The sequence below is a fragment of the Lactobacillus delbrueckii subsp. jakobsenii ZN7a-9 = DSM 26046 genome (assembly GCF_001888925.1).
GTDB classification, from domain to species: Bacteria; Bacillota; Bacilli; order Lactobacillales; family Lactobacillaceae; genus Lactobacillus; species Lactobacillus delbrueckii.
Genome location: NZ_CP018218.1, coordinates 1,653,333 through 1,678,153 on the forward strand (window position 1 = coordinate 1,653,333; position 24,821 = coordinate 1,678,153).

General features: G+C 49.2%; 22 protein-coding genes and 1 pseudogene. 7 read left to right on the top strand and 16 right to left on the bottom strand.

What is annotated here, in order from left to right:
* Positions 1-7: 7 nt before the first annotated feature.
* The 4 genes from LJ046_RS08405 to LJ046_RS08420 form a co-directional block, all read right to left on the bottom strand.
* Entirely contained in the window at positions 8-328 is a 321-nt protein-coding gene (locus tag LJ046_RS08405) for a thioredoxin family protein (RefSeq protein WP_002879808.1), read from the bottom strand.
* A gap of 78 nt (positions 329-406) precedes the next feature.
* Positions 407-1,063, bottom strand: coding sequence for a tRNA (guanosine(46)-N7)-methyltransferase TrmB (trmB, locus tag LJ046_RS08410; RefSeq protein WP_002879806.1), 657 nt, complete (start codon positions 1,061-1,063; stop codon positions 407-409).
* 76 nt (positions 1,064-1,139) lie between these two features.
* Positions 1,140-2,357, bottom strand: a complete 1,218-nt coding sequence (locus LJ046_RS08415) for an ABC transporter permease (protein ID WP_002879805.1) — start codon at positions 2,355-2,357, stop codon at positions 1,140-1,142.
* Positions 2,350-3,090 carry an ABC transporter ATP-binding protein gene (locus LJ046_RS08420; RefSeq protein WP_035176807.1) on the bottom strand — a complete coding sequence of 247 codons (741 nt, stop codon included), beginning with the start codon at positions 3,088-3,090 and terminating at the stop codon, positions 2,350-2,352. Before LJ046_RS08420 ends, LJ046_RS08415 begins: the two co-directional genes overlap by 8 nt.
* A 102-nt stretch (positions 3,091-3,192) precedes the next feature.
* On the opposite strand from LJ046_RS08420, the gene LJ046_RS08425 reads away from it, so the two are divergent.
* Positions 3,193-3,630, top strand: coding sequence for an HIT family protein (locus tag LJ046_RS08425; RefSeq protein WP_002879803.1), 438 nt, complete (start codon positions 3,193-3,195; stop codon positions 3,628-3,630).
* A gap of 17 nt (positions 3,631-3,647) precedes the next feature.
* A complete protein-coding gene (locus LJ046_RS08430) occupies positions 3,648-3,998 on the top strand; it encodes a YtxH domain-containing protein (protein WP_002879802.1) in 351 nt (116 codons plus the stop codon).
* Between the two features lie 79 nt (positions 3,999-4,077).
* Here LJ046_RS08430 and LJ046_RS08435 read toward each other — a convergent pair whose 3' ends face one another.
* Positions 4,078-5,007, bottom strand: a complete 930-nt coding sequence (locus LJ046_RS08435) for a dihydroorotate dehydrogenase (protein WP_002879801.1) — start codon at positions 5,005-5,007, stop codon at positions 4,078-4,080.
* Between the two features lie 263 nt (positions 5,008-5,270).
* Between LJ046_RS08435 and pyrF the strand changes: the two genes are divergently transcribed.
* From pyrF to LJ046_RS08450, 3 genes are all read left to right on the top strand, one after another.
* Positions 5,271-5,993, top strand: coding sequence for an orotidine-5'-phosphate decarboxylase (gene pyrF / locus LJ046_RS08440; RefSeq protein WP_072557737.1), 723 nt, complete (start codon positions 5,271-5,273; stop codon positions 5,991-5,993).
* Complete coding sequence (gene pyrE / locus LJ046_RS08445; RefSeq protein WP_002879795.1) at positions 5,983-6,606, top strand: orotate phosphoribosyltransferase; 624 nt, start codon at positions 5,983-5,985, stop codon at positions 6,604-6,606. The genes pyrF and pyrE overlap by 11 nt, the downstream gene beginning before the upstream one ends.
* Positions 6,607-6,732: 126 nt before the next feature.
* A complete protein-coding gene (locus tag LJ046_RS08450; protein ID WP_002879794.1) occupies positions 6,733-7,656 on the top strand; it encodes a peptidylprolyl isomerase PrsA in 924 nt (307 codons plus the stop codon).
* 80 nt (positions 7,657-7,736) lie between these two features.
* On the opposite strand, the gene LJ046_RS08455 is transcribed toward LJ046_RS08450, so the two are convergent.
* The 7 genes from LJ046_RS08455 to LJ046_RS08485 all read right to left on the bottom strand — a co-directional run bounded on the left by LJ046_RS08455 (position 7,737) and on the right by LJ046_RS08485 (position 16,297).
* Entirely contained in the window at positions 7,737-8,570 is an 834-nt protein-coding gene (locus LJ046_RS08455) for a chorismate synthase (RefSeq protein ID WP_231128103.1), read from the bottom strand.
* Complete coding sequence (locus tag LJ046_RS08460; RefSeq protein WP_072557750.1) at positions 8,492-8,860, bottom strand: shikimate kinase; 369 nt, start codon at positions 8,858-8,860, stop codon at positions 8,492-8,494. Before LJ046_RS08460 ends, LJ046_RS08455 begins: the two co-directional genes overlap by 79 nt.
* 380 nt (positions 8,861-9,240) lie before the next feature.
* A complete protein-coding gene (locus LJ046_RS08465) occupies positions 9,241-10,191 on the bottom strand; it encodes a 3'-5' exoribonuclease YhaM family protein (protein ID WP_002879791.1) in 951 nt (316 codons plus the stop codon).
* Entirely contained in the window at positions 10,184-12,610 is a 2,427-nt protein-coding gene (locus LJ046_RS08470) for an AAA family ATPase (protein WP_002879790.1), read from the bottom strand. Before LJ046_RS08470 ends, LJ046_RS08465 begins: the two co-directional genes overlap by 8 nt.
* Positions 12,607-13,812, bottom strand: coding sequence for a metallophosphoesterase family protein (locus tag LJ046_RS08475; protein WP_003613943.1), 1,206 nt, complete (start codon positions 13,810-13,812; stop codon positions 12,607-12,609). Before LJ046_RS08475 ends, LJ046_RS08470 begins: the two co-directional genes overlap by 4 nt.
* A gap of 2 nt (positions 13,813-13,814) precedes the next feature.
* Positions 13,815-14,168 (bottom strand): YlbF/YmcA family competence regulator, encoded by a 354-nt coding sequence (locus tag LJ046_RS08480; RefSeq protein WP_002879787.1) that lies wholly within the window; start codon positions 14,166-14,168, stop codon positions 13,815-13,817.
* 41 nt (positions 14,169-14,209) lie between these two features.
* On the bottom strand, positions 14,210-16,297 hold the full coding sequence (locus tag LJ046_RS08485) for a PBP1A family penicillin-binding protein (RefSeq protein WP_035176796.1): 2,088 nt from the start codon (positions 16,295-16,297) through the stop codon (positions 14,210-14,212).
* A 140-nt stretch (positions 16,298-16,437) separates the two neighbouring features.
* Between LJ046_RS08485 and LJ046_RS08490 the strand changes: the two genes are divergently transcribed.
* Entirely contained in the window at positions 16,438-17,286 is an 849-nt protein-coding gene (locus LJ046_RS08490) for an RluA family pseudouridine synthase (RefSeq protein WP_002879784.1), read from the top strand.
* A 94-nt stretch (positions 17,287-17,380) separates the two neighbouring features.
* Here LJ046_RS08490 and LJ046_RS08495 read toward each other — a convergent pair whose 3' ends face one another.
* The 4 genes from LJ046_RS08495 to LJ046_RS10490 form a co-directional block, all read right to left on the bottom strand.
* Complete coding sequence (locus LJ046_RS08495) at positions 17,381-18,292, bottom strand: class II fructose-bisphosphate aldolase (RefSeq protein ID WP_002879783.1); 912 nt, start codon at positions 18,290-18,292, stop codon at positions 17,381-17,383.
* A gap of 125 nt (positions 18,293-18,417) precedes the next feature.
* On the bottom strand, positions 18,418-19,122 hold the full coding sequence (locus LJ046_RS08500) for a L,D-transpeptidase (protein WP_035176794.1): 705 nt from the start codon (positions 19,120-19,122) through the stop codon (positions 18,418-18,420).
* A gap of 223 nt (positions 19,123-19,345) precedes the next feature.
* The gene (locus LJ046_RS08505; RefSeq protein ID WP_002879781.1) at positions 19,346-19,636 is read right to left on the bottom strand and encodes a sortase; all 291 of its coding nucleotides are present in this window, start codon (positions 19,634-19,636) and stop codon (positions 19,346-19,348) included.
* Positions 19,637-19,680: 44 nt separating this feature from the next.
* On the bottom strand, positions 19,681-23,817 hold the full coding sequence (locus LJ046_RS10490) for a glycoside hydrolase family 70 protein (protein WP_231128027.1): 4,137 nt from the start codon (positions 23,815-23,817) through the stop codon (positions 19,681-19,683).
* Between the two features lie 68 nt (positions 23,818-23,885).
* Here LJ046_RS10490 and LJ046_RS08520 point away from each other — a divergent pair.
* Positions 23,886-24,808 (top strand): annotated as a pseudogene (locus LJ046_RS08520) (IS982 family transposase).
* The last annotated feature ends 13 nt before the right edge of the window (positions 24,809-24,821 follow it).

A 24,821-nucleotide genomic window follows, 5' to 3' on the forward strand; every position in this document is an offset into this window, starting at 1 on the left:
CTCTTATCTAGTCAAGCGACCGCAAAAATGCTTCTACTTCCTGCTTGGTCTTGCGGTCTCCATTAACTAGTCTACCAATTTCTTGCCCATCTTGGTAGACAACAAATGAAGGAATTCCCATAATGTTCATTTCCTTGCACAAGTCGATAGAACCGTCCCGGTCGATCTTGATGAACTTGCTGTCTGCGAAGTCAGCTTCGATTGCTGGCATAGCAGGTTCCAAAAAGCGGCAGTCTGAGCACCAGTCAGCAGAAAATTCGACAACCGTCCGCCCGCTCTTGACTAAGTCCGCCAGCTTTGCCTGGTCAACTACTTTATATTCTTCCATATTTACCTCCTGCTTACTTTTAATAAGAGAAATATTTACTAGCTATTTTAACCGATTTTCCCGGCAAAGGGAAATTTTTTACTTGGCCAGAAAGCCCGCGTGCAGGCAGTAGATCGGCTGTCCCTTGCTGGCAAACTTGTGCTCATACTCAGTTTCCACGTTCTTTTCCACGATTTCTTCGCTTTCGTGGTGGAGGTCAACTGACACGAAGTCAAAGTGCATCCCGTAATTGTTCATGCTCTTGACACTGTAGGCAAACAGGCCGGAGTTGTCGGTCTTGAATTCGATCAACCCGTCGCCGGTCAAGACTGCCTGGTACTTGGCTAAAAAGTCCTTGTAGGTCAAGCGGCGCTTTTCATGCCGGCTCTTTGGCCAGGGATCGCTGAAGTTGAGGTAGATCTTGCTGGTGGAGTTTTCCCCGAAGTAGGCTACCAGGTTGGCCGCGTCGGCGCAGAGGATCTGCAGGTTGTCCAGCCCCTCGTCCAGCTTCTTTTTCAAGATGATGCCGGCTGCCGTCTTCTGGATTTCCATGGCCACGAAGTTGCGGTCAGGGTGCTGCTTAGCCAAAGTAGTAATAAACTGCCCCTTGCCTGAGCCGACTTCGATTTCAATTGGCTTGTCGTTGCCAAAGCGGGCTGCCCAGTCGATCTTTTCCGCTGGATCCGGCCAGTCCAAGGCGCTTTCCGGGTGCTCTTCTACCAGTTTGTTTGCCCAAGGCTTGTTCTTTAAACGCATGTCTTTCTCTCTGTTCTTTCTAATTCTTAGTTTTATCTATATCTTATTTTACCGTTTTCTTTTTTACCCTTTTGCCCTATTTTTTCCGCTTCTTGTAGCGGGATTTTTTCGCCAGCTGCTGGGTCTTGTAAGGCAGGTAGCCTTTGGCCAAAAGGCCGCACCAGACCAAGAGCAAGAGGCTCCAGGCAAACTGGCCCGGCATAATGGCCAGCCAGAAAATTATAATCAGCCCCGTCTGCAAAAGCAAGGCCCAAGCCAAGACCCGGCTGACTTCCTGCCCCCGCTCTTTTTGGGCAATCGGGTAGACCCGGTACATGATGTTCTGGTCATATTTTTGCCCTAAAGGCAGGAGCTGCCAGACGGTTAAGTACATGACCAAGCCGGACAGGAGCAGAGACCAGACCGGATCCTGGATCATGGCTGTTAACAAAACGGCAAAGGCCGTCATCCGGGCCAAAAGGTTCAAGTATTCCGGGTCCCGCAAAAGAGTCCGCCGATACAAGAAGCTGTTTGGGCTTTCCTTGCCAAAAGGCGGCAATAAAAAGTCCAGGTACTTCCGCCGCTTGATATTGACCTGTCTTTCCTTGACGTCAGTAAACAGGGCAAAGCCGGCGTAAACCGTCTCTTTCCGCCTTGCTTCATAGTCAATGGCGTACTGCCAATCAAAGGCGGAATTTTTCCAGGCCCGTAAGGCCAAAACTGCGATAACGGCAAGAGCCAAAAGCAGGTACAAGGCATTTGGCAAGAAATACAAACTCGCCAAAAGCAGGGCTAATAGGACTAGCCTGATCAGCCAGGTCACCTGCTTGACCCTGTGGTCAAAAGTCAGGCTGCGGCTGACCGCCCCTTGCTCAAAGACCTTGGCGAAAAAGAGGGCCAAGACCAAGCTAAAGTAGTTGAGATTGCTGAGGCCCATTTTTAAACTGGCGAAGGGATACATGATCCCGCCAGCTAAGGCCAAAAGTAGGGCCGGCAGAACTAAGCTGTAGCGGCGCATGGGAGCCAGGTAATCATCCAGCCGGTCGTCAGTGGCCAACAAAAACTGCCGGTCAGCCGTCTGCAATAGGGTCACCAGTTTGCCCGGCAAGTAGGCCAGCCAAAGCAAGGCGGATAATACCAGGGGATAGTACCAGGCCTTTACCGGCAGGACCTTCATCACCTGGGCATACCAGAACATGACTGCCCCAAAGATGAAGATCAGAGCCAGGACAAAGAAATCGTTGAAAACCAAGGCCAAATACTTGGCTGACTGCTGGAAGTTACCCTGCAGTCTCTTCTTTGCCAACTCACGCATTTTTCTGCTCCTGGTACAAGAGCTGATAGAGCTTGTCAAAGGAGTCGCTGGCCTCTAAGCCATAGTGGTCCCTGATTTCATCCAGGCTGCCGGCAAACTCGATCGTGCCCTGGTTTAAGATCGCGTAGGTCTTGATGGCCTTCTGGGCATCGGCTAATACGTGGGTGGTCATCAGAATCTCCTTGCCAGACTCTTGCGCTTCTTTGATGAGGCCGATGAAGTTGGCGACAGCCAGAGGGTCCAGACCGGTAAATGGCTCATCGATCACTAAAAGCTGGGCGTCAGTCAAGAAGGCGGCCACGATCATCACCTTCTGCTGCATCCCTTTTGAAAAGTGCACCGGCAGCCAGTCCAATTTGTCTGCCAGGCGGAACATGGTCAAAAGCTCTTTAGCCTTTTCCCAGGCTTTATCCGGATCCAGCTGGTAGGCCAGGATGGTCAGTTCCAGGTGCTCTTTCAAGGTCAGTTCCGGGTAGATGACTGGCGTTTCCGGGATGTAGGCCACCAGCTTTTTAAATTCAGCTGGCTTCTCAGCCAGGTTGATCCCGTTTAAAGTAATTTTGCCGGCTTGCGGGCGCAAAAGGCCCAGCAGGTGCTTGATGGTGGTCGACTTGCCAGCCCCGTTCAAGCCAATCAAGCCGATCGCCTCACCGGAAGCGATGGTCAGATTGACGTCTTTGATTACCGGGATGCCGCTGTAGCCCCCGGTCAAATGCGATATTTCTAAAGTCATATTTTCCCTATCTTTCTTCATGTTTTTATCTGCCTCTTATGATAGCATGGAGACATAGAGAAACTGAAAAATAACTCATTAAAATTGATCAGAGGTAACACAATGACTAAGGCTGAATTAATTGACGACTGTTTATTCTGTAAGATTATCCGCGGCGAAATTCCCAGCTACACCGTTTTTGAAAATGACGACGTGAAGGCCTTTTTGGACATTTCCCAGGTCAACGAAGGCCACGTATTGATGGTGCCAAAGAAGCACTTGACCAACTTCTTTGACTACAGCGCTGAAGACGCCAGCCGCTTTATGCAATACGTGCCGGAAATCGCCAAGGCCATCAAGGCTTCTGACCCGCGGATCCAAGCGATGAATGTCACCAGCAACAACGGTAAAATTGCCGGCCAGGTGGTCATGCACTCTCATATCCACTTTATCCCCCGCTGGGAAGGCGACGGCATCAAGTTCTTCACCAGAAACAATGCCGACCAGTACGACGAAAAGAAGTACCAGGAAGTCTGCGACCGGATCAAGGACCAGTTTTAACTGAGGAGGGAAGAAAAATGCGGAATTTCAAGCACTTTGGCCTGGGCTTTTTGCTCGGGGCAGCAGCAGGGGCAGTCTTTGCCTTTTTGCCAGATGAAAACGGCAAGAGCACCAGGGAATATCTCAAAGAAGACGCTGAAGACTTCAAAGAAAGCCACAAGGAACTGCAAGAAGGCCTCTCCCGGGCCCAGGAAGCCGGCAGCCGCTTAGCCAGTGAACTGCCAGCAGCTGAGCAGATGGTCAGCGACCTCAACACCGACGTTGAACGCTTCAAGCAGGAAGCCGACAAGGAAATCACCCGCCTGCAGGCCAAGATTGACAGACTAAGCAGCGAGCTCAACCAAGACCTGAACGAGAGCGAAAATTAATCAGAACATAAAAAAGTGTTGAATGATTACTCTTACCATGAAGTAATTACTCAACACTTTTTTCTTGCTCTAAATTTTTCTATTGTTTATTTGACTGCCACTGGCCAACCAGGCTGGTAACGTCACTTGCGCCCATGTCAGCCAAAACTGCTGGCAGACCGTCAATCACGTGTTTGATGGCCAATTTGTCATGGAAGGCCATGCTGCCGATCTGGACGGCGCTGGCCCCAGCCAAGATGAATTCAGCCGCGTCTTCCGGGCTGTTGATCCCGCCGACCCCGATGATCGGCAGACTAGTTGCCTGCTTGACCTGGGCCACCATGCGGACAGCCACTGGCTTAACTGCTTGACCGGACAAGCCGCCAAAGTCATTGCCTAAAACCGGCCGCCGGGTCTTTAAATCAAGGTGCAGGCCTAGCAAGGTGTTAATCAAGGTCAAGCCATCAGCCCCGCCTCTTTCAGCGGCCTGGGCAATTTCCACGATGCTGGTAACGTTTGGCGTCAATTTCACGTATACCGGCAGGTCCACTTTTTCCTTAACCAGGCGGGTGATCTTTTCCACCATTTCCGGCACGATGCCAAAAGTCATCCCGCCTTCAGACACGTTCGGGCAGGACAAGTTAAGCTCTAAAGCGTCCGGCTTGGCCGCGGCCAGAATTTCCGCGACTTCCACGTAGTCTTCCACGCTTTCCCCGCCCACGCTGGCCAAGATCGGCAGGTCCGGGTGCTTTTCTCTTAAAGCCGGGATCTTCTCGCTAGCTACGACCTCAGCGCCTGGGTTGGTCAAGCCTACGGCGTTCATGACCCCGTCAGCGAGCAAGGAAATCTGCGGCTGAGGGTTTCCGGTCCGGGCATGCCGGGTGGCAGTCTTTAAGACGATCGCCCCCATCTCGTCCCAGTTGAAATTCTCTGGCAAGTCGCCAAAGGCAAAGGTCCCACTCGCCGGCATTACCGGATTCTTCAGCTTCAAGCCTGGCAGTTCAACAGCCAAATTAACTTCTGCGGTCATTTTTCCTCCCGTGTAACTTCTTTAACTTTTAAATTCGCCAAGATTATCCTACAAAAAAATAAAAAAGGCAAGCTGGCCTGGCCCTTGATTTCTAAGAAAGTTCGTGATAATCTTTTGTTAACTGAGCTTTAATTGGTACAGAGAGACCACAAGCAGCACAATCTTTTTGGTATGCACGCATTCTGCCCGCCTGGGGTCTCTGTAGACTCTGGCGGGCTTTTCTTATGCGGTCATACGCGCTTTGTAAATTTAAGGAGTCGCAATTGAACAAACCGTTATTTATCGCTTTGGACTATGATGATCAGGAAAAAATGTGGCTGTTCCTCAACCAGCTGAAGGACAAGCAGGGCCTGCACGTCAAGCTGGGGATGGAAATGTTCTACCAGTACGGGCCGGAAATTGTCCGTGATTTGTCCGCCAAGGGCTACCAAATCTTCCTTGACCTCAAGCTGCACGACATTCCCAACACCGTCAAGCGGACTGCCCACCAGCTGGCTGCTTTGGGCGTTTACTGCACGACTGTCCACGCCCTGGGCGGCAAGCAGATGATCCAGGCCGCTAAAGAAGGCCTGATCGAAGGTACCCCGGCCGGCAAGCCGGTGCCAAAGCTTTTGGCGGTGACTGAACTGACTTCAATCTCTGAAGAAGTCTTGAAGAATGAACAGCACTGCTCACTCAACCTGGCTGACGAAGTAAAGAGCCTGGCCCACCAGGCCCAGGAAGCCGGGGCTGACGGGATCATCTGCTCACCTTTGGAAGTCGAGGCGATGAAGAGCGAATTCAGCGACGACTTCATGTTCGTCACTCCGGGCATCAGGCCAAAGAGCTACCAAAAAGACGACCAGGCCCGGGTGGCCACCCCAGGCCAGGCGCGGGAAAACGGGTCAACCGCTATTGTTGTCGGCCGGCAAATCACCCAGGCCGCTGACCCGCAAAAAGCATATGAAGAGATTTTGAAGGATTGGAGCAAGAACGATGCAAAATAACGAAATTATCCGCCAGCTGATCGACAAGAAGATTGTGACTATTTCCACAGACAAGGACTTTGTCTACGCCAGCGGGATGCACTCCCCGATCTACACTGACCTGCGTCAAACCATTTCCTTCCCGAAACTGCGGCAGGCAATCGCTGAAAACCTGGCAGCCTTGATCAAGCAGGAATTCCCGGAAGTTACGGTGATCGGCGGTGTCGCTACGGCCGGCATCCCGCACGCTGCCTGGGTTGCCCAAGTCATGAACCTGTCAATGGTTTACGTCCGCTCCAAGCCAAAGGACCACGGTCAAGGCCGGCAAATCGAAGGCCGCCTGTCCATGGACGACCACATCGTTTTGATCGACGACCTCATTTCAACTGGCGGCAGCGTTTTGTCTGCCGTGCAAGCAGTCAAGGACACCGGCGCCCACGTTGACGGGGTAAGCTCAATCTTTACCTACCTTTTGCCAGACGCTGACGAAAACTTCAAGAAGGCCGACACCAAGTTTGCCCCGCTCTTGAACTACCGGGAACTGATTGAACAGGAAATTGCTGAAACGGTCAGCGAAGAACAATATAAGGAATTGTTGGCTTGGCACCAGGATCCTTGGAACTGGAAGCGGTAAGAGCTAGTAAAGAAATTCCTAAGAAAGACGGATTTTTTCATAAACTTTGCCTCCAGGAACTCTATAGCTGGAAAAATATGTTATATTAGTAACCAGTACGTATGAAGGATGTGGAGATTTAATTTTATGAAAAAGCATTTGAAGAAAATTGCCGTTTTGGCAGGTGCCGCAGCTATCGGTCTGTCCACTGCCGCTTGCTCAAGCAGCTCAGCTACTGTAGTTAACTACAAGGGTGGCAAGATCACTCAGGGCGAATACTACGAAGCTATGAAGGACACTTCAGCCGGCCAATCAACTTTGGTCAGCTTGATCATCTACCGCACGCTGAAGGCCCAATACGGTGACAAGGTATCTTCAAAGAAGATCAACGCCGAATACAACAAGTACAAGAAGCAATACGGCTCAAACTTCAGCTCTGTTTTGAGCTACAGCGGCTTGACTACTAATTCATTCAAGCAAAACCTGGCAACCAACCTGTACTCAGTTGCCGCTTTGAAGGACTTGAAGAAGCCAACCACCACGCAAGAAAAGAACTGGTGGAAGAGCTACCACACCAAGACCACTGTGCAACACATTGTAGTTGACAAGAAGTCAACTGCTGAAACTGTCATCAAGAAGCTGAAGAGCGGCACTAGCTTTGCTACTCTGGCTAAGAAATACTCAACTGACACTGCTACCAAGAAGAAGGCCGGCAAGATGGCAGCCTTCGACTCAACTGACACCAGCTTGAGCAGCGCTTTCAAGTCAGCTGTTTGGAAGCTTAAGGAAGGCGAATACACTACCACGCCAGTTAAGACTTCATCCGGCTACGAAGTCATCAAGGTTTTGAAGACTACTGAAAAGGGCTCATACACTAAGAACAAGAGCTTCATCGACAAGCAGCTCTACGCTAAGTGGGCAGCTGACTCCAACACGATGACCAAGATCATCAGCAAGGTTCTGAAGAAGGCCAACGTCAACATCAAGGACAAGGACCTGAAGAGCAAGAACCTGCTGGCTAACTACCTTGGCACTTCATTATCATCTAGCTCATCATCAAGCTCAAACTAATGCGGGCCGACGATTAGACGATAAAAAGACGCGATTCACTGAATCGCGTCTTTTTTCTTTGTTTCTTTTGATACTACTTTTCAGCTCATAAGCGGCCAGGATTTCCTTAGCCTGCCGGCGGTCAGCCAAAAGGCTGCTGAAGACATGTCGCCGGGCACTTCTACTTCCTGGCCCAGCAATTCTTGGCCCGGCTGGACATGGATGGTCAAATTGTCCGCCTCTGTTGTGATATCAGCGCCAAACTGTCGCAACATGATCTCAGTATGGTTTCTGGTCGGCAATTTTTCGATGATGGTTGACGGGCTACCTGCTTCAAGGGCAGCAAAAATCACCGAGCTTTTGACCTGAGCGCTGGCAACTTCCAGCTGGATTTCCGCCCCATGCAGCTTTTGCCCTATGACCGTGGCTGGCAGGGTTCCGGCCGGGCTCAAGGCAATCTCTGCCCCGAATTTAGCCAAGGGCTGGCTGACCCACTTCATCGGCCGCTTACTTAAAGAAGCATCCCCGATCAATTGACTGGCAAAGGAGCTGCCGGCCAAAATTCCCAGCAAAAGACGATTCGTCGTGCCGGAATTGCCCATGGCATTGACCCCGACAGCGGCCGGGGCAAGCCTGGCGTCCAATTTCGTGTCCCAGCTGACGTAACTGCCCAGCCCTGCCGGCAGGCCAGTTGCTACCAGGCGGATAATCCCGCCCAGTGTATCACCCTTTTCCTTAGTCTCTGAAATCAGCTGATGCAGGTCTTCCACCTTGTCCTGGTCGATAACATGCATGTCATTTTGAAAAATTTTCTGCCGGATCTCACTGACGTCTAAGGGCTTTTCAGAATCAGCTTCTACTGGCCCGACTTGCGCCACATAAGCCACCAGGTCGATATCCAGCTGCCGCAAAAACTGCTGGACGATATTGCCCAAAGCAACCCGCAGGGTAGTTTCCCGGGCTGAGGACCGTTCCACGACATTGCGCAGATCCCAGTGCCGGTCGTGATCACCGCGTCTTTGCCAATATTGGCCAGCAGGGCCCGGTGCTCGCAGAGGCGGAAGTGGTCTTCGCCGAACTTGGCAAAAATTTCCGGGATGGTCAGCTTTTCTCTTTCCACAATAGCCTGGTCTAAGTCGATCTGCAGCTTGTTCAGCTTTTTCGCCAGCAAATCGCCAACCGTCGTTTTCCCGCATGCCATGAAGCCAACTAATACAATTCTCATCTTGTCCACTCTTTCTAATCTAAAAATAAAAACCACCTATTTTGGAAGACGTCTCCAATCCAGATGGTTACATATCTATAAAAGAGTGGGCCCTTGCCCCCAGCCATGTTAGATTAAATGTGTATCTAGAAGGCTCAACAAACATTGGCTAGCTGAGATACGAACGTCTCGCGTCCGCGGATACGGACGCTTTAGTCGAAATAAGCATAGCCATAAAAGAAACTAGTCATGTTTGTCTTGAGCAAGTTCATTGCTAGATCCTCTCTTTTCAAATGATTGTTTGATTAAAAAACTCTCATTGAATCTATCAAGAGTTTAATCTAAAAAATCAAACAAGGAAAGGGAGAGATATAAAAGGAATAGAAAAATAAGAATTTTCCCTATCTTTCCTGTCTTGGCCGGTAATAGCGGCGGCCGTCCTGGGACATCAGCGGCGGGGTGAATTCCCCCGGCTTGGTCGTGGACAATTCAGTCGTGATGGCGTTGACCGTCGCGTCCAGGTCATCGATCCGGTGTAAAAGCTCTGCTTCAAGCAGCGCCGGCAATTTCGGTGACCCGTACTCATAGCGGCCGTGGTGGGATAAGACCATGTGCCGCAGCAAAAGCAGGTCTTCACTGGACAGGTCGATTTTCAGTTCCTGGGCAGCTAGCATCAGCTGCTCATCGATCAAAACCAGGTGGCCAATCAAGTTGCCTTCTGCCGTGTACTGGGTCGCTACCGGGCCGGATAATTCCAGCACCTTGCCCATGTCGTGCAAGATGCAGCCGGCATAAAGCAGAGACCGGTTGACGGCTGGGTAGTTGTCTGCTAAGCCTCTGGCGTCTTTCAGCATGGTCAAAGTGTGGAAGGCCAGACCGCCTTTGTAGGCGTGGTGGTTGGACTTGCCAGCCGGGTAAGCGAAGAAGCGGCTGGACCACTTTTTCAAAAGGAAGTCCACCAGATCATGCCAGTTCTTATTGTCGATCTGGGCCACAAAGTCCTTGATCTCCTTCTCCATTTCTGCTGGCTTTTCCGGAGCAGTGGCCACCAATTGGCTCAAGTCCACCTGGTCGTCCGGGCTGACCGGATGAATGCTGAACAGCTTAATCTGGTCATGGTTGTGGTAGTCCTCAATCATCCCTGAGGCCTCGACCACCGTGCCGGCGTTGAAGCGGCTGGCGTCCTCAGCCTGGGCCTGCCAGTAATTGGCCCGGATGCTGCCGGAAGAGTCAGCCAATTGCATGAGCAGGTAGTGCTTGCCCCTCTTATCTTGGCGCAGCTGGGAATTCTTGACCATCAAGACCAGGTCAAATTCTTCCCCTTCATTGTAATCCAGCAAACGTTTAAGCATCCTGCTCCTTCTTTCTGTATCTGATTGGCGCGGCGCTGACGGCTTCAGCCAAGTCTTCTCTGGCCGTAAAGACCAGGATCTGCTTGTCTTTGCTCATCTTCTTGAGCATGTCTACAATGTAGCCGGTCCGCGGGCCGTCGAAGTTGACGAATGAATCGTCGATCAAGACCGGCAAGTCGATCTTGTCCTTGATCTGCATGACAAAAGCCAGTTTCAAGGCAAAATAGAGCTGCTCCTGGGTCCCCCGGGACAGGTAGGCCAGGGGGATCTTCTTTTTGTCTTTTCTGACCACCTTGAGCGGGGTCTTCTTGGACAATTTGGCAGGCAAAAGGATTTCCCGGTAGCGGCCGCCGGTCAAAATTTCCAGGTAGTCCTGGGCTAATTTCAGCATCTTCGGGAAGCGGTCATTTGAGGCTAGATCCAGGGTCCGGCCAATGACTTCCCCGGCCAAAAGGCTGGCCAGGTAGTCCTGGCTGTCTCTTCTGAAGCTGTCGGCGATTTCAGCCAAGGTCTGCTTGTCTTCAGCCACCTGGCTGGAAGAAGCATAGCGTTTTTCCTCAGCCAAAAGGTTGGCCATTTCCTGCTGGCGGGCTGAGACAGCTTTTTGCTTATCAGCCAGTTCTTTTTCCAGCTCTTGCTTTTGCCCCAGCAATTTGCTTGAATCCAGGCCATTTTCTTCAAAAGCCGCTAACTGGTCACCCAAGTTGTTCTTCAAAGCGGTGATCTGGGCAGATAAAGCCTTTTGCTCTTGCAGTTTTTGCGCTAATGCCTGGTAGGCTGCCAGGTTTTCTACCCCGGCAGTCTGGTAGATGGCCAAAAGCTGTTCAGTTAAAGCGCTGATTTGCTTTTGGTAGTTCAAGTTGGCCGCCTTGACCTCCTGGCTGGCCCTAAGCGCCGCATTATCAGCTTCCACCTGCTCTTCCAAGCGGCCCAGCTGCTGGCTGACAGCTGTAAGGTCACTGCCATCCAAGCCCAATTGGCGGGCCAGGTCAGCGGCCTGTTTTTCTTTTTGAGCGAGTTCTGCCTGGCTATTTGCCAAGTCCCGCCGGTTGATGGCCAGTTCCCGGTAAGGGGCAAGCAAGGAGTCGACCTTAACGCTGGCATCGATACCGTACTTTTCCTTAAAGGCTCCCGCCTTGTCCGGTCCCTTGGCGGGCTTTTTGAAGTAGGCATAAGCTACTAAAACCGCGCCGGCAAGGATTAACAATATTGCCAAAATCCGGTTTTGCCCGATCAAAGCCAGACCAATTACCGCTACGATCAAGCCGACATATGTCGGCAGGGTCTTAGGCGCGGCTTCTGCCTTCTGGCTTTCTTCCCAGTCAGCCTGCATCTGCTGGAACTGGTCCATGGATAAATCTGCCACTTGCTCTAAATGCGGGGTCAATTCTAAGAGACTGGCCTGCTTTTCTTCCAGCTGCTTGACCTGCTGCTTGAGCATTTCCATGCTCTGGCTGATTTGCCCCAGTTCCTGCCGCCAGGCCCGGACCTGGTCCTTTCTTTTGGCCAAAAGGGCCGGGTCAACCGCTGTTTTTTCTTCCTTGATGGCGGCCTTGAGGGCCTTGATCTGGGCATTAAGCTCCAGGGCCTTCTGGTAGAGCTCCTGGTCAAAAGCGACCGGGCTGACCTGCTTTTTTAGGTCCAGATAAGTCTGGTAGTTCTGCACCTGCTCCAGCTGCTTTTCCAGCTTGCTTAGCTGGCTGGAGATTTCCTGGACTTCTTTTTCCAGCTTTTTAGCTGCTTTCTCTTCAGCCAGCCGCTGGCCTTCCAGCTGCTGGTAGGCGTCGAATTCCTGGCCGTCAGCGGCCACCTTGTCTCTTTGCTCAGCCAATTTGAGCAAGTCCTGGTTGACCGGGGCCTTCTTCCCGTTTGGCTTGAAGAGGTCCTTGGCTTCCTTGTCAAAGTCAGCCCGGATGGCTAAAAGCTGGCTGCTCTGAGCCGCCCCCAGATAGTAGATGTTCTCCAGGATCTCGCCTTCAGACAGGGAGCTGACCTGGCGGAGGAGGTCTTCATTAAAGATAAAGCTTTCAGCGTAAAAGCTCCCGTCGATGTTTTGAATCTGGTCGTAAAAGAGGCTGGCCGGGACTTCCTGGCCGTTTAAGAGGACCTTGACTGCCCCGGTCTTGCTCTTGTCCCCCTTGCTCCAGGTCCGCTCTAAGACATATTCCCCTGCATCACTAGTAAAGACCAGCTGCCCGCCCATCGGGTAGCTCTTGGTCAAGGGTTCGTAGTCTTCAAAAAAGACTGAGCTAGTATTTTTCAAATTGAAGCCAAAAAGGATCTGCTTGATGAAGGCCACGGTCGTGCTCTTGCCGGCCTCATTGCCCCCGAAGAAGGCTGCTAAATTGCCCTCTGGCAGGTCAAAAGTCTCCTGGCTGAACTGACCGAAATTATAGATTTGAATCTGCTTGAGTCTCATTCTTCTCCCCCAGTCATTGCCTGCAGGCGCCTGGCCAGCTTGACGGCCACCAAGTCCCGGACCTGGCCGCGGAATTCCCCGTCCTCTAAAAGCCGGCGGGCATATGGGTCCTTCTTGGCCCAGGAAGCGGCCAGCTGCTGGATCTTCTCGTCAGTCAAAACTTCTGCTTCAGCAGCAGCCAGGGCTTCCCGGTCGCTGTTGTTGAGGCTGACCAGGCCCCGGACGGATAAGCGGACATCAACCAATTGTGCTGGGGCTAAAGCCGCGGATAGACCGGCCCAAGCCTCCTGGTCCTGCCAAAGGTCTATTTCTTCGCTGGTCAAATATTCTGAGCCCGAAATCTTCAAGCTGAAGTAGGTCTTGCCTTGGATATTTTCTTGCAAAAGTTCCAGGGCTTTGGCATGCAGGCTGCTCTTATCAATTGCCTGGTCCAGCTCTAAAGTCAGCTGCTTCCAGGTAATCGGTGCTGTTTGGACAAAAGTCAAGCTGGTCTGCCCGCTGGTCTCATCGACTTCAGCCAGGTAGCAGCCCTTCTCCCCCAGTTCGCCGACATCCCGGCCTTGGATGTTGCCGGGGTAAACAATTAGCGGCTTCTCGCTTAAAATTTGCCGGGCGTGGATGTGGCCCAGGGCAAAGTAGTCATAGTTCAGCTCCTTCATCTGGCTTAAGTCAAAGGGAGCGTAGACATTGCCGCTGGCCGCTCTTTGGGCCGCGTGCATCAGGCCGATGGTATAGCCCTCTTTTTCCGGGAACTGGTCCAGGAGGTCAGCTTCAATATGGTTCTGGCTATAGGAAAAGCCGGTCACATTGTAAGCAAAGCCGGTCTTAGTCTTAAAAAATTCCCGGGCAACTTTTTCCTGGTCACCCAAGAGGCAGAAATAAGGACTGTTTTCGACCAAGAGATCCTGCCGGGTCATGTAATCGTGGTTGCCGAAGATCATGACCACTTGTATCTGGGCGTCAGTCAGCCGCTTCACCTGCCGGGCTAAAAAAAGCTGGCTGGCCGGAGACGGCTTGTTTGAGTCAAAGGTATCGCCGGCGATTAAAACCAGGTCGACCTGCTCTTTTAAGGCCAGGTCCACGATCCTAGTCAAAGACTGGGCAGCTGACTGGCGGATTTCAGCATATTCCCTGTTTGGCAAAAAAGATAGTCCACGAAAGGGGCTATCTAAGTGCGCGTCAGCTAAATGAATGAATTTCATGATTAGGCTTTTCTCAAATCCTCGTATGCTTTAGACAAAGGCTGGCCGATATTCTTTTGTACGTCGTTGAGCAGGGTGTAAACAGCTTGTTCTGCCAAAAGCATGCTTTGCAGGGTGGTGTTTTGGCTGACCCGTTCGTTCAAGCTCTTGAAGTGGTCTTGCTGCTCCTCAGTCAATTCCTTGCCGGTTTGCTGGGCTTCCATGATTTCCATTTGAGCCGCGTCCAGTTCCTTGAACAAGGCCAGGCTGCCCTCATCCGCCTTAACAGCGTCCATGACTTCCTTCAAAGCCAAAAATTGCTGGGTTTCCCGCAGGTCGTTAGCTAATTGGTTGGCAGTATCGTAAATGTTGACCATTTCCTCTTCTCCTTTTTTATTCCATAAAAAATTCTGTTTGCTTATTTTCCAGTAATCTTATTGTACCATGACTGAATCGTTGATTCGGCATTCTTTACCCCATTGCTGATCGATTCTTTCAGCTTCTTGCTCCAGTCCGAAGAACTTGAAGAAGAGCTGCTTGTCCCATTGCTTTGGGCCATGGAGTCAGCTGACTGAACGGTAAAGCTGGTCTGCTTGCTGTAAGGAAGGATCCGAGTCATTTCGTCTTTATAAAGGGTGGTAATCCCGGTTTCCGAAATCCCCTGCATGTAGTGGTTCTTGTCGATCTTGTCAAAGCCGACCCAGGTAGCCACGACCACGTCCGGGGTATAGCCGACGATCCACTGGTCCTTAGTCCCGTAAGCAAAAGATACTTCAGTTGACCCGGTCTTACCAGCTACTGAGTAGCCGGCTGGCTTAGCGTTAACGGCCGTCCCGGAAGTGAAGACGCTGAGCAGCATCTGGGTCATTTCCTTGGCCGTGTCAGCTGAAATAATCTGGCTGGTCCCGGTATTGTTGTTTTCCGCGATCACGTTGCCGCTGGCGTCGGTGATCTTGGTGATCATATATGAGCTGTCCGGCAGCTTCCCGCTGTTGGCAAAAGCTGAGTAGGCCCGAGCCATCTGCAAAGGACTGACCCCGGTGGACACCCCGCCCAGGGCCAGGGCCAGGTTCTGGTCACTCTTTGAGACGGTAATGCCGAACTTCTTCAAGTAGCTGACCCCGGTAGACACTCCGATCTTGTTTAAAAGCCAGACAGCCGGGACGTTCTTGGACTGGGCCAGGGCCTGGTACATCGGGATCGTGGTCGAGTACTGGTTGTCGACGTTGACCGGCTCATAGCCGTTCCTGCCGAACTTCTGCCGCTTGTTGGAGAGGTCAGAGTCATAGTGGTAGCCGTTCTCCAGAGCCGGCGCGTAGACAGCCAGGGGCTTGATGGCACTGCCGGGCTGGCGTTGCATTTGCGTGGCCCGGTTGTAGCCTCTGAAGACGTGCTTGCCGCGTCCTCCGACCAGGGCCTTGACTGCCCCGGTCTTGGGATCCATGGCCACGCTGGCCCCTTGGGCCCGGGCCGTGCCGGCCGGGTTGACCGGGAAGTTGTACTTGTTCTTGAAGCTGGCCTGCATAGACTTCTGGTAGTTCTGGTCCAGGGTCGTGTAGATCTTCAGCCCCTTGCTCATGATCTCGTTTTCGCTTAAACCGTACTTGCTGATGGCTTCAGAGATGACGGCGTCAAAGTAGTAAGGATACTTGTAGCCTCTGGTCGCCTTGTAGGTATCAACCAGGTTCATTCCCTCTTTTTTGGCTTTGTTGGCGGTCGTCTGGCTGATAGACTTGTTGTCAACCATCAGCTGCAGGATCAGGTTTCTTCTGGAAACCGAGTGCGAGAGGGAATCGATCGGGTTGTAGTAGGAAGGGTTCCGCAAGATGCCGGCCAAGGTTGCCCCTTCAGCCACCGTCAATTGGCTGGCGTTCTTGCCGAAGTACTTGCGGCTGGCATCCTGGACCCCGTAGACCCCGTTGCCAAAATAGGCATTGTTGAGGTACATGGCCATGATCTGCTTTTTAGAATAGACCTTGGTCACCTGGATGGCATAGAACATTTCCTCCACCTTCCGGGACAGAGTCTGCTGCTGGGTCAAAATGGAGTTCTTGACCAGCTGCTGGGTGATGGTCGACCCGCCCCCGGCGATATTGCCCCCGTGGATGACATAGCTGACCGCCGCCCGGAGGATGCCCTTGGGGCTGATCCCGATATTGGTCCAGAAGGTCCGGTCTTCGGTGGCGACTACGGCCTTTTGGACATTGGGGGAAATCTTGCTCAAGCTGACATAGGTCCCCTTGCCGGAAGACACGGACCCGGCCTTTTTGCCATTCTGGTCATAGATAACCGTGGTCTTGGCCAGGGAAGCCTGGAGGTTGGACAGGTTGGCTGTTTTGACTTTAAAGGTATAATAAGAAGATACAGCTAAAAAAAGGCTCAAAACGATCAAAATCAACCATCTTAGCAGTTGGAAGCGGTAGTTGATCATTTTCAGCCATCCCCACAAGCCCTTTTTGGGCTGGGAGTCGTTCATTTGTTTACGCGCTTTGCGCCTGTTTTCCATTAATATCTGCTCCTTCGTTAGAACGTGGTCTAAACAGTTTGATTTTATCATAAAAGCTGGCCGCGGCTATCCTGCAAGGAGCAAGTTATCCATTTCTTAATTGCGCTAACAAGGTTTTTAGAAAGAAAATAAATCCCGTCATGATCTATCATTTCAGCTTAATCTATCCCGCAGACCGTCCCCCAGTTTCCGTCAGTGACCTGCTTAGGCAGCTCTTAATTCCCCGCAAATGGCGGCACTATCTTCGTACTGAGCGGCAGGTTTTAGTCAACGGCCAATACCGCAGCTTCAACCAACTGATCAAGGGCAATGAAAAAGTCGACCTCTACTTAGACCAGGTGGAATCCCTGCAAGGAGACTACCCGGCCAGCGGCAAAATGCCAAAAGTCGTCTATGAAGACGAAAATGTTTTAGTCATTGACAAGCCCAAGGGTCAAAAGACCCACCCCAACCAGGGGGAAAACGGAACAGCCCTTAACGACTGCGCCAGCTACTTAGGCTACAGCCCCTACATCGTCCACCGCCTGGACATGCTGACGGGCGGGCTCTTGCTGGTCGCTAAAAATCCTGCAGTCGTCCCGATCTTAAACCGGCAGCTGACTAGCAAGACCTTAAGACGAGACTACCTGGCTACGGTTGACTTAAACAAAGAAATACCCGATCAAGGCACAATTGACCTGCCGATCGGGCAAGACCCGGCAGACCAAAGAAAAAGGCAGGTCAGAGCTGACGGCTTAAGAGCAGTCAGCCACTTCCAGGTCTTAGAAAAAGACGAGGAGAAAAAGCAGGCTAAACTGCTGGTAACTTTGGAAACCGGCCGGACCCACCAGATCCGGGTCCACTTGTCAGCCTCAGGCTGGCCGATCGTGGGCGATCCCCTCTACAACCCAAATTTTGCCGGCGAAGACTTGGCTTTAACCGGATGGCAGCTGACCTTCGTCAAACCCTACAGCTTTAACCAGGTCGCAGTCAGATTAGACAAAAAATAAGCACAAAATTGAATAAGTGAAAAAGAAAAAGGCTCTATAGCAGCAAATGCTGTTGTAGAGCCTTTTCTCATGAAAAATAATCTGAAGCTTCAGATTATTCTTCGTTAAGTGAGCTTCTGTCGAATGAAGCGTCAGCTTTCTTGTCGTCGATTGATGGAGTACCCATCCAGCTGATCATTTCCTTCATTGAGTCAGTGATAGCTTCAGTACCTGGCAAGAGCAGCTTACGTGGGTCGTAACCCTTCTTGCTCTTGTCTTGGTCCTTGCCTTCTTCGATGTACTTGCGAGTAGCTTCTTGGAATGCAAGTTGGAATTCAGTGTTGATGTTGATCTTTGAGATACCCAAAGAAATTGCCTTTTCGATTTGGTCTTGAGGAATACCTGAACCACCGTGCAAAACAAGTGGAGTTTCAGGAACAGCTTCAGCGATTTCCTTAAGACGGTCGAAGTTCAAGCCGCTCCAGCCTTCTGGGTAAACACCGTGGATGTTACCGATACCGCAGGCAAGCTTGTCAACGCCAGCAGCTACGAAGGCCTTAGCGTCTTCTACTGAAGCAAGTTCACCGGCACCTTGGTTTTCACCGATCTTGCCGATTTCAGCTTCAACAGAAATGCCGCGTTCGTGAGCCAGCTTGATGATTTCCTTGGTCTTGGCCAAGTTTTCTTCAGTTGGCAATGCGTGGCCGTCGAACATAACGCTTGAGTAGCCAAGCTTGATACATTCAACAGCTGAGTCGTAGTCGCCGTGGTCCAAGTTCAAGATAACTGGAACTGAGATGTCCATAGCGTCCATTGAGTCTTCTACCAAGTCCTTAACGAGCTTGTAGCCACCCATGTACTTAGCAGCACCAGTTGAAACTTGAATCAACAATGGAGTTCTGGTTTCTTCAGCACCACGAAGAAGAGCGCGGGTCCATTCCAAGTTGTTAGTGTTGTAGGCACCAACAGCGTAGTGTTCCTTACGAGCCTTCTTAAAAATGTCATTACCATTAACGAAATAAGCCATAAAAATACCTCCTGAGCTTCTTACGACTCTATTGTACCCAATAATGAATATTAGAGCAAATAAATTCTCTCTTGTAAGCGTTTTATGTCAAAAATATTTGTGTTCGCTTTCTCTATGCAGATTTCCTAACGCATTTTGAGGACAACCTTGCTGCCAACTGGCAGGCCCCCGTTCAATCTTTGCTCATAGATCCACTTGGCATCGCTGACTGACATACGAACGCAGCCATGGCTGTCCGGCTTCTTGCCCAGGGTGGTCAGGTGGGCTCCGCCCTTGTAGCCATAGTGATATTTGCCGGCCTTAACCCCGGAATTGAAGTTGTTGATCGGGACTGAGTGGAAGAGGTAGACCCCGTGCTGGTGATAGGAGACGCAATAGCGGGCCCCTACCCCATCATTATTGTAGAAGACCTCGCCGGATTCTTCCTGGATCCGGTAGTTGCCGACTGGGGTCCGGCTTTCACCGTTCTTCTTGATCGCGCCCGGGGAAGCGTACATGGTGTAGATGACTTTCTTGCCAGACATGACATAGGCCCGGGCTCCCAAAATGGAGACGCGGATCCAGACATCCTTGTACTTACGCAGGTCAGGGTACTTGCGCTTGGTTTCGCTGGAATACAGGTAGTAGTGGCCGGTCATGGGGCGCATGTCACTCGGGTCAGGGTAAGGGCGGTCATTTTCTTTCTTGGCAACCTGCTCCTTCTTCGGGGGGTGCTTCTGAACCTTGCTCTTTCCGCCGACCTCCGGCAGGGGCTCAAAGACTGGAATGACCATCAAGCACGCGATTATGGCAATCAGCAGCATTCCTATTCGTTTATGGGCCTTGTTCATCAGTTACACTCTTTTCCTAATTTCTTTTCAAAAGCTTGCAATCTCCAATATAGCGATTTCACACAAGATTAAGCTTATTATCTTACAAATCAGCATAAAAACATAGTCAAACCACTTCAGTTTGCCCGAATTTTAAAGAAAAAGCAATCCAAAATGGATTGCTCTTAAAAAAACTTATTTGATTTGTAATAAACGACATCTAACTGTAAAACGAGTCGTGCCGTCATAAGTACAAGTGAACAGGCTCAGACAGGCTCAGATCGTACTTGCTTTGAATCATCTTGCTGATGGCGGTCGGCTGCAGGACTTCCATTTTCTGGACCTGGTAGACATAGCGCTGGCCGGCCGCGGCTTCAAAACAGACCTTGTCGCCGACTTTCAGCTGGTTCAAGCGGCCAAAATTGTTCACGAAATTGTGCCCGGCCACGGTCCAGTCCCGGTCTTTTGCCGTCCCCGTATAAGTTGCCGGGGACACTTCCAGCTGGCTGAAGCGCCACTTGCTGGCTACCGGCAAAGTCAGGTTTAAAGTCGGGAAACTAAGATAACCGCTGTAGGCTGTTACGTTGACTTTAATCGCGTCCTTGCCAGATTTCTTTGCTTTCGCAGTTTTTGGCGCCTGCTCGATCGTCCGTACGATTGCCTTGGCAGGAAAGCCTTATTTTTTAATTCCTGTTGAACATAGTAACCAATCGATCCCATCTGTTCTGGAAGGGTCGTCTTAAACTTATCGTTATTACCACCATTCAGGTAAGCGTAATGGCCATTAGGTAATTTCACAGCTAAACCAATTCCAATATTTTGAAGTGATGTACCGTTTTCGTATTTAGCAGACCACTTAGTAATATGAGTAGTTGGATCAGGAGCTACGCCGGTAGAAATGGCCCTTGTGGTGAACAAGTCAGGATACTTGGACTGTAACTCTGACAGATACTTACCACCATAAGTTTCCTGTCCGTTTCCACCACCGGTTGTGTATGCAAAGTAGATTTGATTAGCATATGTCTTACCATTGACGTAAATCTGAATTCCACGATTGTTAGTTCTGGTAACCGTTACTGCTTCTTGACCGGAAAAGCCAATCATCTGGTTCATAACAATATCTTCCTGAACCTTTAAGCCAGCGCTATGCAAAGCGGCAATCGCGTTTGCTAATTCTTCACCACTTCCATACTTGGTTGGATTAGCATTAGTCCCTAGGTTATAGCGATCAGTCATAGAATAACCTTCGTTATAGCGACTCATACTAAACGGTGTGTAAGCAGGGGCCATCCAGAAGTCAGTGATTCCCAGGTTGTTAAAGAGCGCAGCGTTTTGGGCAATAATATTATATGCATGATTCTCTGTACTTGTTGGTTCAGGTTGATACAAACTAAAGTCTTCATAGATCATATGAGAATCAAGTGCAGCATTAGATTCGAAGATCTTATTACTATCTGCTGAAACAGTGGCGGCATTAGTAGTAGCATCCTGATTTCCAGAAACAACTGGGACCCACACACCAAGATATCCACTTACATAAGGATTGCTGTATCCCTTAACAGTAACCTTCAAAATACCATTATCATCAGTTGTTAAGGTCTCTGGATTTTCAGCACCATCAGCATTATATGTTAAACCATTATCCGTTGTGTCAAGCAAGTTACGATACTGCTCATTAGCATGGGCACGACCCATATTAATAGAAATTGTTTGCTCTGCCATTTGTGGATTGTTACCAACGATAACTGCCATTCCACTCGTTCGACTCAAACTATCAGTACCCTCACTATTAGCATTAGCAACGCCCTTACCGTAACGAACGCTTGCAATTAAGTTATCGCTAAGCTTGGTCATTGTTTGTCCGCCGCTAACAAATTGTTTCCGTGCCTTCATTAACGTCGTAATTGCATCATAGTAGATCGACTTTTCCTGCATATATTGTGCAGTTTCGTTGTAAAGATCACCATAGTAAACCTGCGGTACAGTATCTTTATTGCTTAGAAGAATTGCATATTGTGCTGGAACGTTATACTGAGCATACTGCTTATCGGTCTTCTTTTGATCAGCATAAAACTCTTGCCAAGCTTGGTTAGCATATTCTGCTTTATATGCGGATCCCATAATGTAAGCTATGCCAGGATGGTCTTTAATAATTAACCTATTAATCAAGTTCTTGCGTTGATCATGGTTAGTGACAAATGACCAGTTTGGAGTAGCTTCATTTTCCGTAACGTCATTTTGCCGGTTAACAATACTATTAGTAACCAAATCACTAATATTATCACGATTGTTAGCACGTCCGAGGACATTCTCTAAAGTATAGAATTCTCCAGAATCCATGTACAATTGTGGATTACCCTTCTTGTTCAACATCCGGGCAGCACCTGAATGGTATCCTTCGTTATAGCTTAAGTGATTATTAGCATTTTGCGGGTTACCCTTCATATGGTACATATCATTCATTAATTGTCCCATCTGGTCGAACACATCAGCATCAATATTATCAGCAGCATCAACCCGGAAACCGTCAAAATTACCATCCTGGTTATAACCCATCAGCTTACCATAATTTAACAAGAAGTATTCCCAGTTAAGGTTCTCAGCTTGTACCACCGGATTAGAGTTATCAATATCATTTCCAACCAATAACTCAGGACTGTTATCGCTATTATCATTACCAGTTTGGTTATTGATCGTACGGTTCATTAAGCGATACTTACTATCAGCGTCATTAACGAAGATTACTTGATCGTTATCTACAGTTCCGCTTTCATCAGGCTTATAATTTGGTATGCTCTGTACTGATAATTCAGATGAAGCCGATAGTTCAGGAACAGTAGCTGCAAAACCATTAATGTCATTTGCTAACTTACCCGTTCCCTTATTAGTAGCAATACTTTGTTCAATTACGTAACGAAGATTTTGTGCTGCCGTGTTAAGAACTGTTGCATCTGTGTCCTTATTAAGATTTGCTACCGATACCTTTGTTAATCCATAATTAGCATTCTCATAACCATGATTAACAAAATACTTAATGAATTGTGCCTGAACATCCTTATTTGGCCATGCATACATCAAGATTGGCCGCCAGTCAACAGCCCGGGTCTTGTGCCATGTCTTACCATTTTGGCTTGTTCCAATTGGTCGGTACCAACCAAGGTAGCTAAGGTAGCCATCAATATTGTTAATGGATTTGGCATCCATAGAATAGGGCAAGTTCTCCCAAGTACCAGCGTTGAGGCTCTTAATAAGCTTATTTGTCCGCATATCATAAATATTAAACTTGCCTTTTTCAATTGCCCCACGGATGGTGACCTTTGCGTCACCGTTACCACCGAAGTAATAGAATTTATTACCTTCGTGATAATACCGGTTACGATATTGAACGTGGTCCGCGCCATAATATTCTAGCTTGTTATTGCCGTAATGACGTAAGCCAGTTACTGCGTCACCATTGCTACCAAAGTAATACCACTTATTTCCCTGACTAGCATAACGATTACGATACTGAACATGATCTTTGCCGTAATATTCTAGCTTGTTATTGCCGTAATGACGTAAGCCAGTTACTGCGTCACCATTGCTACCAAAGTAATACCACTTATTTCTATGACTAGCATAACGATTACGATACTGAACATGATCTTTGCCGTAATATTCCAGCTTCTTATTGCCGTAATGACGTAAGCCAGTTACTGCGTCACCATTGCTGCCAAAGTAATACCACTTATTTCTATGACTAGCATAACGATTACGATACTGAACATGATCTTTGCCATAATATTCTAGCTTGTTATTGCCGTAATGACGTAAGCCAGTTACTGCGTCACCATTGCTGCCAAAGTAATACCGCTTATTTCTCTGACTAGCATAACGATTACGATACTGAACATGATCTTTGCCGTAATATTCCAGCTTCTTATTGCCGTAATGACGTAAGCCAGTTACTGCGTCACCATTGCTGCCAAAGTAATACCACTTATTTCCCTGACTAGCATAACGATTACGATACTGAACATGATCTTTGCCATAATATTCTAGCTTGTTATTGCCGTAATGACGGAAGCCAGTTACTGCGTCACCATTGCTACCAAAGTAATACCACTTATTTCCCTGACTAGCATAACGATTACGATACTGAACATGATCTTTGCCATAATATTCTAGCTTGTTATTACTGTAGTGTCGTAGACCAGTGATAGGTTGTCCATCATTTACTTGGCTAATAGAACCAGAGGCAGCACTAGTTGTGTGAGCTTTCGCCTCATGGCTTTTGTTATTACTGGAGCTTACTTTTTGGCCCGCTTGGTTGGCGGCACTCGAAGCAGCCTTGGTGGTTGTACTTGAGGTAGCGGTTGCTGCTTGGCCCTGATTTTGGGCAGAAGAAGAGGCAGCCGTCGATTCCGTGGTGGTTTCTTGACTGCCGTTGTCAGTTGCCGCGCGAGTTTCTGCAGTCTTGCCTGCATCTGCATTGGCATTATTGTCTTCTGTCTGCTTGGTACTTTCCGTGCCAGCTTTTCTCGCTGTATTCGTCTGCGTCTGGGCTGCTTGCTCGCTAGCAGTCGTGGTATCAGCCTTTACTTGGCTGCCCGCGCCACTAGCCCAGAACATAGTCGCCCCAAGAAGCACAGACGTCATACCTACGCTAAGCTTTCTTAAGGACCATCTTTGCTTTTCGCTAGATGGTTCATTCATCATTTTCTTTCCTGAATTCATACTCTGATGCATCTCCTAATTTTTCCTGAGAAGTTATTTGCGTATACTAATACACTGTAATTATATAACTGGCATTTCTTTATTCAAAAACAGAAAGGAGTCCTTACAATGTTGAACCCCAACTACAGATTAAACGTTATAGTCACCGTTTGCAAGTAGAGTTTAGAACTTTGTCGAAAATCTACAAGAAACTTTATTACAAGTACGCCCCATCTCGGTTAACTCACCGCCGCAATGCCAGTCTGGTAAAGGTTCCAGACTACGAAATCATTGCATTACTTGTCTGGCAAGCTGAGGAAGGTATATCTTCTCAGCACAGATTGCCCGTTGCTGGGGACTTTGTGGTCTTTCTAGGTCTCGTTTTAAGCGCAGGGCTAGAGCGCTTCTTGGCATCACTGCTCAGATCGTCAACGATCTGAAGTCAAAAGTCGATCTGTTTGATCAGTATATGATCATTGACAGTCTACCCATGCCTTTGTGTCAGCCAACCAGAAACCGCAGAGCTAAGGTGTTTGAAGGAACAGCCAACATTGGCTATAACTCAACCAAAAAGTTTTACTACTACGGTTTTAAAGGCCATTTTGCCGTATCTCAGGACGGGTATGTTCTTGGCTATGTAATCACCAAGGTATCAATCCACGATGCAAAAGAAGCAGAAGAGCTGATTCTCAGTACCCGTCCCGAAGGGCACTTTATCTTAGGCGATGAAGGTTATATAGGCAAACGACTGCACGATGCCCTCAAGATAGACGGTTATATACTGTGGACACCTTATCGGAAAAATATGATGGGTGCTAAGCAGCATAACAAAAGAGAGCTAATGGCAATTCGCAGAACAATCGAGAGTGTGTTTTCAGTACTAAAGTACTACGGAATTGAAAATATACTTGCAAGAAGTGTAGATGGTTTCCAACAAACTGTCGAGATAATTGTACTAACTTACAATATCAGCTACATCCTACAGAGATATGGATTCAGATTCTTCAACTAGCACCACGCGTAGT